Origin of the sequence: Streptomyces sp. TLI_171, from assembly GCF_003610255.1 — a bacterium.
GTDB lineage: Bacteria > Actinomycetota > Actinomycetes > Streptomycetales > Streptomycetaceae > Kitasatospora.
In genome coordinates, this window is the sequence record NZ_RAPS01000001.1 from 4,188,855 (window position 1) to 4,201,572 (window position 12,718).

General features: G+C 71.8%; 9 protein-coding genes and 2 pseudogenes. 5 read left to right on the forward strand and 6 right to left on the reverse strand.

Features of this window, described 5'->3' with window-relative positions; all coding sequences use genetic code 11:
* Positions 1-2 precede the first annotated feature (2 nt).
* Positions 3-1,769, reverse strand: coding sequence for an ABC transporter ATP-binding protein (locus BX266_RS19210; protein ID WP_099901473.1), 1,767 nt, complete (start codon positions 1,767-1,769; stop codon positions 3-5).
* A 220-nt stretch (positions 1,770-1,989) separates the two neighbouring features.
* Between BX266_RS19210 and BX266_RS19215 the strand changes: the two genes are divergently transcribed.
* Complete coding sequence (locus BX266_RS19215) at positions 1,990-2,502, forward strand: SigE family RNA polymerase sigma factor (RefSeq protein ID WP_099901475.1); 513 nt, start codon at positions 1,990-1,992, stop codon at positions 2,500-2,502.
* A 35-nt stretch (positions 2,503-2,537) separates the two neighbouring features.
* Positions 2,538-3,737, forward strand: coding sequence for an LCP family protein (locus BX266_RS19220; RefSeq protein WP_120314389.1), 1,200 nt, complete (start codon positions 2,538-2,540; stop codon positions 3,735-3,737).
* A 7-nt stretch (positions 3,738-3,744) separates the two neighbouring features.
* Here the strand turns inward: BX266_RS19220 and BX266_RS19225 are convergent, their stop codons facing one another.
* Positions 3,745-4,626, reverse strand: coding sequence for an aminoglycoside phosphotransferase family protein (locus BX266_RS19225; protein WP_099901479.1), 882 nt, complete (start codon positions 4,624-4,626; stop codon positions 3,745-3,747).
* A 334-nt stretch (positions 4,627-4,960) separates the two neighbouring features.
* Here BX266_RS19225 and BX266_RS40055 point away from each other — a divergent pair.
* A pseudogene (locus tag BX266_RS40055) lies at positions 4,961-5,431 on the forward strand (carbohydrate binding domain-containing protein); the annotation flags it as partial.
* Positions 5,432-5,707: 276 nt separating this feature from the next.
* A pseudogene (locus BX266_RS19230) lies at positions 5,708-6,664 on the forward strand (chitinase); the annotation flags it as partial.
* Between the two features lie 88 nt (positions 6,665-6,752).
* On the opposite strand, the gene BX266_RS19235 reads toward BX266_RS19230, so the two are convergent.
* The 4 genes from BX266_RS19235 to BX266_RS19250 all read right to left on the reverse strand — a co-directional run bounded on the left by BX266_RS19235 (position 6,753) and on the right by BX266_RS19250 (position 11,328).
* Positions 6,753-8,096, reverse strand: coding sequence for a GH1 family beta-glucosidase (locus tag BX266_RS19235; protein ID WP_099908049.1), 1,344 nt, complete (start codon positions 8,094-8,096; stop codon positions 6,753-6,755).
* 70 nt (positions 8,097-8,166) lie between these two features.
* Entirely contained in the window at positions 8,167-9,009 is an 843-nt protein-coding gene (locus BX266_RS19240) for a carbohydrate ABC transporter permease (RefSeq protein WP_099901483.1), read from the reverse strand.
* Positions 9,006-10,013: a carbohydrate ABC transporter permease gene (locus BX266_RS19245; RefSeq protein WP_399169977.1), complete on the reverse strand. Its 1,008-nt coding sequence runs from the start codon at positions 10,011-10,013 to the stop codon at positions 9,006-9,008. Before BX266_RS19245 ends, BX266_RS19240 begins: the two co-directional genes overlap by 4 nt.
* A 1-nt stretch (position 10,014) precedes the next feature.
* The gene (locus BX266_RS19250; protein ID WP_099901487.1) at positions 10,015-11,328 is read right to left on the reverse strand and encodes a sugar ABC transporter substrate-binding protein; all 1,314 of its coding nucleotides are present in this window, start codon (positions 11,326-11,328) and stop codon (positions 10,015-10,017) included.
* Between the two features lie 142 nt (positions 11,329-11,470).
* Here BX266_RS19250 and BX266_RS19255 point away from each other — a divergent pair, with 142 nt between their 5' ends.
* Complete coding sequence (locus BX266_RS19255; RefSeq protein WP_099901489.1) at positions 11,471-12,700, forward strand: ROK family transcriptional regulator; 1,230 nt, start codon at positions 11,471-11,473, stop codon at positions 12,698-12,700.
* Positions 12,701-12,718: the final 18 nt, after the last annotated feature.

Genomic DNA, 12,718 nt, shown 5'->3' on the forward strand with positions numbered 1-12,718 from the left:
GGTCAGGCGATCTGCGCGGCCTGCAGGCTGGCGTAGGGGCCGCCGGTGCGCAGCAGTTCGGTGTGGGAGCCGATCTCGGCGATCCGCCCGTCGTGCATGACCACGATCCGGTCGGCGCCGCGGATGGTGGAGAGCCGGTGGGCGACCACGAACACGGTGCGGCCGCGGACCAGCCGGGCCAGCGCCTCCTGGACGAGCGCCTCGGAGCGCGAGTCGAGGGCGGAGGTGGCCTCGTCGAGGATCAGGATGCGCGGGTCGCGGATGAGGGCGCGGGCGATCGCCAGCCGCTGCTTCTGGCCGCCGGACAGGCGGGCGCCGCGTTCGCCGACCACGGTGTCCAGGCCCTCGGGGAGGCGCTCGATGAACTCCAGGGCGTTGGCGTCGCGCAGGGCGGTCAGGACGGTCTCCTCGGGGACGTCCTTCATGCCGTAGGTGACGTTCTCCCGGATGCTGCCCTCGAACAGGATGGACTCCTGCGGGACCACGGACAGCGACTTGCGGTAGGAGCGCAGGTCGAGCTCCTCCATGTCGCGCCCGTCCAGCAGGATCCGGCCCTGGGTGGGGCGCAGGAAGCCGATCACCAGGTTGAGCACGGTGGACTTGCCGGCGCCGGACGCGCCGACCAGGGCGATGGTCTCGCCGGGCCGGACGGAGAGGTCGAAGCCGCTGACCGACGGGGCGTCGGAACCCTGGTAGGCGTGGCCGACGCCCTGGAAGTCGATCCGGCCGGTGACGGCGCCGACCTCGGCCTTGCCGGAGTTCTCCTCCAGGTCGGGGGCCTGCAGCACCTCGCCGGCCGAACGGACCGAGGCGAGGCCCTTGCCGAGCTGCGGGGTGAGGGTGAGCAGGGTGGTGACCGAGCCGGTCAGGGTGGAGAAGTAGGCGCTGAGCATGACCACGGCGCCGGGGGTGACGTCCATCCAGCCGTAGTAGGCGACCAGGGCGGAGCCGGCCAGGCAGCCGACGCCGATGGCGTTCAACAGGATCCAGGCGAGCGAGCCGAAGCGGCCGTTCAGCAGGTCCAGGCGCAGTCCTTCGTCCAGCACCCGGCCGAGGGTGCGGTCGACCCGGCGCAGCGCGGTGCGTTCCAGGCCGTGCGCCCGGGTGATCGGGATCAGGGTGGTCATCTCGCCGATGCGCGAGGAGAGTTGCTCGACCTCGCGGCGGAAGGACTCGTTCTGGCTGCGGAGCCGCTCGCGCAGCCGGACCACCAGCAGGGCGCTGGCGGGGACGAGGACCAGGAAGACCGGCAGGAAGACGGGCGTCTGGATCGCGATGACGACCAGGCCGCCGGAGAGGGTGGCGATCGCGGCGAGGCCGTTGTCGGCGGTCTGCTGGGAGGCGGTCTCGATGCCCTCCACGTCGCGGATCACCTTGGCCTGCAGGACACCGGCGCTGACCCGGGAGTGGTAGCCGATGGACAGCTGCTGCATGCGATGGCAGAGCGCGGACCGCAGCCGGGTGCCCATCCGGCGGATGGAGCCGTGCATCCAGTGCACGTACAGCAGGTGCAGCGGCAGGTTGAGCAGCAGGATCACCAGCAGGATCGCGGAGTTCCACCAGAGCACCGAGATGTCGCGGTGCTTGACCACCACGTCGACGATGTTGGCGGTGATCAGCGGCAGCAGCCAGACGGGGGCGTGCTTGGCGAAGAAGACGGCGACCGCGCCGAGGACCCGGGAGCGGTCGGGACGGAACAGGAAGAGCAGGGTGCGGACGGGGTGCTCGCCTCGGTAGCGGTGGCTGAGCGATCCGTCGGGCAGGGCCATGGGGGAACTCCAGTGCGGGGCGCGAACAGGCGGTGCCGTCCCATCCTTCCAGCGCGCGGGGCGCCCGCCGGTGTCCGCTACCGGACAGCGGTCCGGGCTTGATCCGGCGGCGGGGAGGATTTTCGGATCCGGGTGAAACATCGGGGCGCCCTCGGACCGTCATAGGGCGGATTCGGCGAGGGGAGACGGAGAAGTGGGCACAGCTCGACGGCGGGCCGCCATGGAGGAGGAGTTCGTCGCGTTCGCGACGGCCCGGTCCGGGCAGCTCTACCGCTCGGCGTACTACCTCACCGGCGGGGACGCGCACCTGTCCGAGGACCTGGTGCAGGAGACGCTCGGCCAGATGTACGCCCACTGGCACCGCCTGCACCGCCCGAGCTGGGCGGGGCGGATCGACAACCCGGCCGGGTACGCGCAGACCGTGCTGGTCCGGGCCTACCTGACGCACCAGCGCCGGCGCAGCAGCAGCGAGCGGCCCAGCCGGGTGCTGCCGGAGGTCGCTGAGCACGCCCCGGACTCGGCGCTGCGGCTGGCGCTGGTCGACGCGCTGTCCCAACTGCCGCCGCGGGACCGGGCGGTGGTGGTGCTCAGGTACTGGGAGGACCGCAGCGTGGAGGAGACCGCGGCGATCGTGAAGGACAGCTCGGCGGCGGTGCGGACCAGGTGCTCGCGGGCGCTGGCGAAGCTGCGCACGCTGCTGGGCGCGGACCTGGCGGAGCTGGTGGCGCGATGAACCCGGAACGCGGACGCGACGGACGGAGTGGTGGAGTGAGCGACGGGGACGGGGAGTTCGAGGTGCGGTTGGGCGCGGCCTTCGGGCAGGCGGGGGGCGGTCCGGAGCCGGAGGTGACGGCCCGGCTGGTGGACGGCGGCCTGCGGGCGGGCCGCCGCCTGAAGCGCGCCAGGCAGCGGAGGACGGTGCTGCTGGCCGGGGCGCTGACCGCGGCGGTGCTGACGGGCGCGGGGACGCTGACGGCGCCGCACGGCCTGCCGGGTCGCAGCTCGGACGCGCTGCAGGTGGCCGGTACCGCGCCCGCACCCTCGGACCGGGGCGTGACGATCCTGCTGATCGGTCTGGACACGACCGTCGGCGCGGAGGGCGGGCCGACGGACGCCGACCCGCCGGCCGCCGAGCTGCACATCGGGACGCGGAGCCGCGGCATGACCGACACCGTGATGCTGGCGCACATCCCGGCGGGCGGCCGCGAGGTCCGGCAACTGTCCCTGCCCCGTGACCTGATGGTCCCGGACGGGAAGGGCGGCTCCGTCCAGCTCAACCAGGTGTACTGGAGCGCCGAGCAGGCCGAGACGCAGCGCCTGCGCGAGCAGGGCCTGGCCGAGAAGGACGTGCAGTGGCGTGGGCAGGAAGCCGGCCGGGCTGCGCTGATCTCGGCGGTGCAACAGCTCGCCGGACTGCCGGTGGACCACTTCGCGGAAGTCTCGATGTCCGGCTTCTACCAGGTCGCCAAGGCCCTCGGCGGGGTGCCGGTGTGCCTGAACGAGGCCGTCGACGACCCCTGGAGCGGGGCGAAACTCCCTGCCGGGCGCTCCGAGTTGAACGCGTCCCAGGCGCTCGCCTTCGTCCGCCAGCGGCACGGCATCGGCACCGGCTCCGACATCGGCCGCACCGCCAGGCAGCAGGCGTTCCTGGCGGGCGTGCTGGCGAAGCTGCGGGCGGGCGGGACGCTGACCGACCCGGGTCGGTTGTCGGCCCTGTACGGCGCGCTCAAGGACGACCTGGTGGTGGACCAGGGGTGGAGCCCGGTGGACTTCGTCCGGCAGGTTCCGGCCTTCGCCGCCGGCGCGGGGACGGCGGGCACGCTGCCCACCGTCTTCGAGGGGAACCGGCTGCGGGCCGAGGACGGTGCGGCGAAACGGATCCTGGTGGACGGCGCGGTCCCGTCCGCCGCCCCGGGGGGCGAGCTGCCGTCGCCCGTCGCGCTGGACGGGGTGCCCTGCGTGGACTGACCGGGCGTCAGTCGAGCGCGGTCCAGCCCCACGGGCGGGGGCCGTGCTCGCCGCGCAGGCAGGCCAGCCGGTAGTGGGCCTGGGCGCGGTGCCGGAGGTCGGCGTCGGCCTGCTGCAACGCGTAGCAGGTGAGCCGGAGTTCGCGGACGGCGGCGAGCACCGGGTAGCCGGGCCATTCGGTGACGTCGGCGCCGTACGCGGTGCAGAACTCGGCGTAGGCACGGGCGGGGAGGGCGCCGAAGCTGTAGTGGCCGACGGCGGTGGTGACGAGGTCCCACTCGGGCGGGCCCAGTGCGGTCCGTTCGAAGTCGAGCAGGTAGGCGGCGTCGTCGGCGACGGCCAGGTTGCCGCTCCAGGCGTCGCCGTGGACCACCCGCAACGGGCGCTGCGGGAGGGCGAGTTCGTGCCAGGCGGTGCGCAGTTCGGCGAGCCGGGCGTGCAGCCAGCGGCGCTGCGGCCGGTCCAGGGTGGCGGCGCCGTCGATCCGGGCGGGCAGCCGGACGAACGGGTCGAGCCGGTCCAGCGGGTGGATCGGCGGCGGGAGCCGGTGCAGGGTCCGGAGTGCCGCGGCCAACTCGACGGGGCGTCCGGGGCGGTGCGGGGGCAGCTCGTGCCAGAAGGTGACCGGTCGGCCGTGCACTTCCACCGGTTCGGGCGGCCGGTCCAGCGGGCGGACGGCCGGCACCCCGTGTCGGCGCAGCCAGCGGGCCACCGCCAACTCCTTGTGCGCGGCCGGCACCTGGCCCTCCCGGCCGACCCGGACGACCACCTTGCCGGGCAGCCGCCACAGGGTGTTCTCGCCGGCCCGGATCAGCTCCGCCCCGGCGCTGGCGCGGTCGACGGCGGCGCAGGCCTCGGCCAGCAGGGCGGCGGGGGTGCGGCAGTCCACGTCTCGGCCTCGTTCCACTCGCGGTCGGTGGCCGCCACCAGGATGGCGGGCGGCCGGGCGGGGCCCGAAGGGCGCACGGGAGCACGGCGGCGGCCCCGAACCATCGCGCCGTACACGGAATTCAACCTCCGTCGGGTCCGCTGGTCGAGCCTCCCCCCTCGCTGATGGTCCAGACCACCCTTGCCTTTGGTCCAGACCTATTGACGGGGTTTGCCGCCCCTCCTACGATCCGGTCGGGCACAGCCCCCACATGTCCCCACCTCACCCAGAGCCGGGCGTCACGCCCCCACGCGTCGGTCATGTCCATGGCGCTCGGCGGGAAGGGAGCACCGTCATGTTCCGTCACCGAGCGAGTCGCCCGCACCAGGCGGCACTGGAACGCGCCGCACAGCCGCACCGGACCAGCCACGCCGCGCCCGGGTCGAGCGCCCTGCGCCGCTCGATCGCCGGCGTCAGCGCCGCCGCCGTGGTCGCGGCCGGCATCGCCGTGGCGAGCTCCGTCACCGCCGGCGCCGCCACCCCCAACCTGGTGTCCAACCCCGGCTTCGAGAGCGGCCTGGCCGGCTGGAGCTGCACCGGCGGCTCCGGAGCGATCGTCACCAGCCCGGTGCACGCCGGCACTTCGGCGCTCAAGGCCACGCCCACCGGCCAGGACACCGCGCAGTGCCAGCAGACCATCAGCGTGCAGCCCAACTCGCAGTACACGCTGAGCGCCTACGTGCAGGGCAGCTACGCCTACATCGGCGCCACCGGCACCGGCGTCAACGCCTCCACCTGGACGCCGAACAACGCCTCCTACGGCCTGCTCAGCACCAGCTTCACCACCGGGGCGAGCACCACCTCGGTGACCGTCTTCACACACGGCTGGTACGGCCAACCCGCCTACTACGTCGACGACGTGACGCTGGCCGGCCCCGGCGGCACCAGCTCCTCGCCGAGCAGCAGCCCGTCGACCAGCCCGTCCACCAGCGCCTCGCCGAGCACCAGCGCCTCCCCGAGCACCAGCCCGTCGACCAGCCCCTCCACCAGCCCGTCGACGAGCCCGTCCACCAGCCCGTCGAGCAGCCCCACCTCGGGCGACGCCACCTGCGCCACCAAGCCCCGGCCGGCCGGCAAGGTCCTGCAGGGCTACTGGGAGAACTGGGACGGCGCCTCCAACGGCGTGCACCCGGGCCTGGGGTGGACCCCGATCACGGACAGCCGGATCGCCCAGCACGGCTACAACGTCATCAACGCCGCGTTCCCGGTGATCCTCTCCGACGGCACCGTGCTCTGGCAGGACGGCATGGACAGCGGCGTCAAGGTCGCCACCCCCGCCGAGATGTGCCAGGCCAAGGCGGCCGGCGCGACCATCCTGATGTCGATCGGCGGCGCCGCCGCGGGCATCGACCTGAGCTCCAGCGCCGTCGCGGACAAGTTCGTGGCGACCATCGTCCCGATCCTCAAGAAGTACAACTTCGACGGCATCGACATCGACATCGAGACCGGCCTGTCCGGCTCCGGCAGCATCGGCACGCTGTCCGCCTCTCAGTCCAACCTGATCCGGATCATCGACGGCGTGCTCGCCCAGATGCCGGCCGGCTTCGGCCTGACCATGGCCCCGGAGACCGCGTACGTGACCGGCGGCAGCGTCACCTACGGCTCGATCTGGGGCTCGTACCTGCCGATCATCAAGAAGTACGTGGACAACGGCCGCCTGTGGTGGCTGAACATGCAGTACTACAACGGCTCGATGTACGGCTGCTCCGGCGACTCCTACTCGGCCGGCACCGTGCAGGGCTTCACCGCGCAGACCACCTGCCTGAACAACGGCCTGACCATCCAGGGCACCACCGTCAAGGTGCCCTACGACAAGCAGGTCCCGGGCCTGCCGGCGCAGTCCGGCGCGGGCGGCGGCTACATGGCGCCCAGCCTGGTCAGCCAGGCCTACGGCTCCTACAGCGGCCAGCTGAAGGGCCTGATGACCTGGTCGATCAACTGGGACGGCTCGAAGGGCTGGACCTTCGGCGACAACGTGAAGTCGCTGCAGGGCCGGTGACGACCCGTCCACGGCCCGGTGGACGGTGAACGACGGCGGGGCCCCGGGAGCGTCGACGCTCCCGGGGCCCCGCCCGTCTCCGCTGCGGTCAGGCCCGGGCGCGGTGCGCGGCGATGAGCTGCGCGTAGCGCTGCCCGCTGCTCTTCACGGTGCGGGTCTGGGTGGGGTAGTCGACGTGGACCAGGCCGAAGCGCTTGTCGTAGCCGTACGCCCACTCGAAGTTGTCCAGCAGCGACCAGGCGAAGTACCCGGCGAGCGGGGCGCCCTTGGCGACGGCCCGGGCGCAGGCGGCCAGGTGGCCCTCCAGGTAGGCGGTGCGCTCGGGGTCGTCCACCCGGCCGTCCGCGGTCACGGTGTCGCGGTACGCGGAGCCGTTCTCGGTCACGTAGATCTCGCGGACGCCGTAGTCCTCGGTGAGGCGCAGCAGCAGCTCCTCGATGCCGGGGGCGTGCACCTCCCAGTCCATCGCGGTGCGCTCCGGGTTGGGGCCCGGGACCTGCCGGAAGTTCGGCACCGCGCCGGTCGGGTCGTCGGTGACGATCTGGCGGAAGTAGTAGTTCAGGCCGACCCAGTCCAGCGGGGCGCTGATCAGCTCCAGGTCGCCGTCCCGGACCGGCAGTTCGACGCCGTACAGGTCCACCATGTCCTGCGGGTAGCCGCGGCCCAGGACCGGGTCCAGCCACCAGCGGTTGATGTGGCCGTCGGCGCGCACCGCGGCGGCCAGGTCCGCGTCCGACTGCGAGGCGGGCTCGATGGTGGAGAGGTTGTTGACGATGCCGATCCGGGCGCCGGGGACGGCCGCGCGCAGCGCCTGAACGGCCAGGCCGTGGCCCAGGTGCAGGTGGTAGGAGGTGCGGACGGCGGCGGTCAGGTCGGTGACGCCGGGGGCCATCTTGCCCTCCAGGTGGCCGATCCACGAGGAGCAGAGCGGCTCGTTGAGGGTGCACCAGTCGCGGACCCGGTCGCCGAGGCGCTCGGCGACCACGGCGGCGTACTCGGCGAAGCGCTCGGCGGTGGCGCGCTCGGGCCAGCCGCCGCGGTCCTGCTGGGCCTGCGGCAGGTCCCAGTGGTACAGGGTCGGGAACGGGGTGAGGCCGCGCTCCAGCATGCCGTCGACCAGGCGGTCGTAGAAGTCCAGGCCGGCCGCGTTGACCTTGCCGTCGGCGAGCGGGACGACCCGGGGCCAGGCAATGGAGAACCGGTAGGCGTCCAGGCCGAGCGAGGCGGCCAGGTCCAGGTCCTGCGGCCAGCGGTGGTAGTGGTCGCAGGCGGTGTCGCCGGTGTCGCCGTTGTCGACCTTGCCGGGGGTGTGCGAGAAGGTGTCCCAGATCGACGGGGCGCGGCCGTCGGTGCTCGCTGCGCCCTCGATCTGGTAGGCGGCGGTGGCGGCGCCCCAGCGGAAGTTGGCCGGCAGCGCGTCGAGGTGGTTCACGGTGGTCCTTTCGAGGGTGAGGGGGTGGGCGGCCCGGAGGTGCGTCACTTGTCCGCACCCTGACGGTGCGTCACTTGACGGCACCGGCGGTCAGGCCGGCCACCAGGTAGCGCTGCAGCAGCAGGAATCCGGCGACCACCGGGAGGCTGACGACCAGTGAGGCGGCCATCACCTGGTTCCAGTAGACGTCCGTCTGCGTGGCGTACCCCTGGAGCCCGACGGCCAGCGTGCGGGTCTGGTCGTTGGTCATCACGGAGGCGAACAGCACCTCGCCCCAGGCGGTCATGAAGGCGTACACGGCGACGGCGATGATGCCGGGCAGCGCGGCGGGCACGATGATCTGCACCAGGGTGCGGATCGGGCCGCAGCCGTCGACCGCGGCGGCCTCGTCGAGGTCGCGCGGGATGGAGTCCAGGTACCCGGCCAGCATCCAGATCGAGAACGGCAGCGAGAAGGTGAGGTAGGTGAGGATCAGTCCGCCGCGGCTGCCGTACAGCGCGATCCCGGTGGTGTTGCCGATGTTGACGAAGATCAGGAACAGCGGCAGCAGGAACAGGATGCCGGGGAACATCTGGGTGGACAGCACCGTGATGGTGAAGATCTTCTTGCCGCGGAACCGGTAGCGGCTCACCGCGTAGCCGGCCAGCAGCGCTATCACCACGGACAGGCCGGTGGCGCTGCCCGCGACGATCAGCGAGTTGGTGAAGTACCTCGCCAGCGGGACGGTCTTCCAGATGTCGATGTACGGGCGGAAGGTCAGGTGGCTGGGGATCCACCGCCACGGGCCCTGGACGTCCTGCAGCGGCTTGAGCGAGGAGCTCAGCATCACCGCGACCGGGGTCAGCGTGAAGACGGCCAGCACCAGGAGGACGATCCGGCGCAGCCAGCGGAAGGAGGCGGGCGGGTTGATCATTCTGCGTCCCCCCGACGGCGGTTGGTGGCGAGAAGGTAGACCGCGGTCACCAGCAGCAGGAACAGCAGCAGCAGGACCGACATCGCCGAGCCCTGGCCGAAGTTCCAGGTGATGAAGGAGGACTGGTAGATGTGGATCGAGATCAGGTCGGCGGCCTGCGGCGCGGACTTGCCGAACAGCACGAACGGCGTGTTGAAGTCGTTGAAGGTCCACAGGAACAGCACCAGCACCAGCACCAGGTTGACCGGGCGCAGCGAGGGCAGGGTGATCCGGCGGATCTGCTGCCACACGCCCGCGCCGTCCAGCGCGGCGGCCTCGTACAGCTCGCGCGGGATGTTCTGCAGGCCCGCGGTGAGGGTGAGGAAGGCGAACGGCCAGGACTTCCAGACCGAGACGGTCAGCAGCGCCCAGAAGCTGTTGTCGCCGATCAGCCAGAACGGCTTGTCACTGGTCAGGTGCAGCTGGTCGTGCAGCACGTGGTTGATCAGGCCGGTGTCGCGCTGGAACATGAAGCTCCAGGTGATCACCGCGGCGAACACCGGCAGCGCGTACGGCAGCATGAACGCCGCGCGCAGCAGGCCGCGGCCGCGGAAGGCGTCCTGGGTGAAGATCGAGGCGGTCACGCCGATCAGCCAGGACAGGCCCACCGACAGCACGGTGAACAGGCAGGTCACCCAGAACGAGTTGAGCAGCGCCTTGCCGATCGGGGCGTTGAACTCCAGCGCCACCTTGTAGTTGTCGAAGCCCGACCAGGGCGCCGCGGACCAGTCCCGGATGAAGAACTGGGTGAGCTGCTTGAAGCTCATCACGATGCCGGTGACCATCGGGACCAGGTGGATCAGCAGCTCGGCGAGCAGGGCCGGGAGCAGCAGCAGGTACGGGAGGGCGCCGCGGCCCACCTTGCCGCGCCCGTTCTTGAAGAGGCGTCGCCGGCGGGCGGGGGCCGCCCCGTTCGGGGCGGCCTCCTGACCGGCGGTGTGACGGTCGATCACTTCCTGGGGCACGTCAGCTCGCCGGCATCTGCTGCTGGGCCTTGGACAGCTCGTCCTTGACCGTGGCCTCGGTGATCGGCTTGCCCGCGGCGGCGGACGCCAGCAGGTTCTTCACGGCGGTGCCGATCAGCGTCTCGAACTGGCTCTCGCTGGGGACCTGCGGGAGCGGCGCGGCGCTCTTCTGCAGGACGCCCGCGAGGGTCTGCAGCTCGGGGGTAGCGAACTTCGGGTCGGACTGCGCGGCCTTGACCGGCGGCAGCGAGCCGTAGGTGCCGTTGAGGGTCTTCTGCTCCTCGTCGCTGGTCATGAACTTCACGAAGTTCAGGGCGCCGTCGAGGTTCTTGGTGTTCTTGAAGACCGCCAGGTTGATGCCCGCGACCATCGAGGTGGTGGCCTTGTCGCCGCTCGCGCCGGCGGCGGTCGGGACGGGGACCACGCCGTAGTCGTCCGGGTTCATGCCGTGCGACTTGAGGTTGGCGCCCGCGGACTGCCACATCAGCATCGCGGCCTTGCCGGTGGCGAAGTCGGTCACCGACTGGTTGGCGGCGTACTCGGCGTTGCCCGGCGCCGCGATCTTGTCGTTGGCGATGAAGTCCACGTACTGCTTGACGGCGGCGACGGCCTCCGGGCTGTCGAAGGCCGGCTTGCCCGAGGCGTCGTAGAAGCCGGTGCCGTGCTGCATGCCCAGGGTGAAGGCGTGGTGGACGTTCTCCGAGCCGTTGCCGCCCTCGATGGCCAGGCCGTAGGTGCCGCCGGTGGTCAGCTTCTTGCCGTCCTGGACCAGCTCGTCCCAGGTGGTGGGCGGGTTGGCGATGCCGGCCTGCTGGAACAGCTTCTTGTTGTAGTAGAGGCCGTAGGCCATCGAGTACAGCGGCACCGCCGCCGGGTCCTTGCCCTTGGCTCCGGCCGAGGCGATGGTCGAGGCCAGGAAGCGGTCCTTGCCGCCGATCTTGTCGAAGGTCGCCTGGTCGAACGGCAGCAGCGCCCCGGTCGCCTGCAGCGAGGCCGACCAGGTGTTGCCGATGTTCAGCACGTCGGGGCCCTGGCCGGAGGCGGTGGCTGCCAGGATTCTGTTCAGCAGGTCGGACCAGGGGATGACCTCGAGGTTGACCTTGATGCCGGTCTGCGCCTCGAACTTCTTGAGCTCGGGCTCCAGGACCTGCTTGTCGTTCTCCAAGCTGCTGCCCTGGTTCGACGCCCAGTAGGTCAGGGTCTTCGGGCTGGAGTTCGAGCTGCCGCCGGTGCTGTCGCCGCCGCCGCAGGCGGTGGCGGTCAGCGCGATGGCGGCGGTCAGTGCGAGGGCGGCGGAAATCCGGTGGGTGCGCATGGAGAAGCCCCTCTCGGGCTGTCGTCTCGTGGGGGTGAAGCAGCAACGGAGGCTGCTTACTTCACGCCGAGATTTAACGTCTGAGAAAAGTAGACGTCAAGAGCTTCGACGGCGTAGATTCTGCAACGGAGAAGGGACAACCATGACACCGCGAGGCAAGCAGACCGTTCGCGACCTGCGCCGGAGCAGCCGCTCCACGCTCCTGCGACACCTGTACTTCAACGGTCCGCTGAGCCGTCAGGAACTCGGTACCGCCACCGGCCTGAGCGCCGGATCGGTCAGCAACGTTACGGGCGAACTGCTCGCCGACGGGCTGATCGAGGAGTGCGGCTCCGTCGACTCCGACGGCGGCCGCCCGCGGATCCTGCTCCGGGTCACCCCCGGCCAGGCCCACCTGGTCGGCATCGACGTCGGCGAGACCCAGGTCCGGGTCACCCTCTTCGACCTCGCCCTCACCGAACTCGCCTCCGCCGACCAGCCGTTGGAGACCGCGCACGACCCCGAGCGGGTGGTCGGGATGATCGCCACCGGCCTCGCCGAGGTGCTCGCCACCGCGGGCGTCCCCGAGGAGAGCGTCCTCGGCGTCGGCCTCGGCGTCCCCGGCATCGTCGAACAGGGCACCGGTCCCGACGCCGGCGCCGACGTCGTCGTCCACGGCCAGACCTTCGGCTGGGACGCCGTCCCGCTCGGCCGCCTGCTGCGCGCCCACACCCCCCTGCCGCTGTACGTCGACAACGGCGCCAAGACCCTCGGCCAGGCCGAGATGTGGTTCGGCGCCGGCCGCGGCAGCCGGCACGCCGTGGTCGCGCTGTTCGGCTCCGGCGTCGGCGCCTGCGTCATCGCCGACGGCGCCCGCTTCCGCGGCACGACCAGCTCCGCCGGCGAGTGGGGCCACACCAAGGTGCACGTCGGCGGCCGCCAGTGCCGCTGCGGCTCGCGCGGCTGCCTGGAGGCGTACGTCGGCGCCGAGGCCCTGGTCGAACGCTGGGACGGAACGGTGGCCGGCACCAGCGAGAAGGCCGGCCTGGCCGCCCTGCTGCGCGCCGCCGAGGAAGGGCAGCCCAGCGCCGTCGCACTGCTGGACGAGGCCGCCGAACTGCTCGGCGCCTCGATCGCCGACCTGGTGAACCTGTTCAACCCCGAGCGGATCGTCATCGGCGGTTGGGCCGGCCTCCTGCTCGGCCCCCGCCTGCTCCCCGCGATCGGCGAGGCCGCGACCCGCTACGCCCTCGCCTACCCCCGTTCCCGCACCACCATCACGCTCTCCCACCTCGGCCCCGACGCCGTCACCCTCGGCGCGGCCACCCTGCCCCTCACCCACTTCATCGACAGCGGCGGCGAACTCCCGGACCATCTGGCGGCAGCGGTCTGAGGGGCGAATGACCGGGGC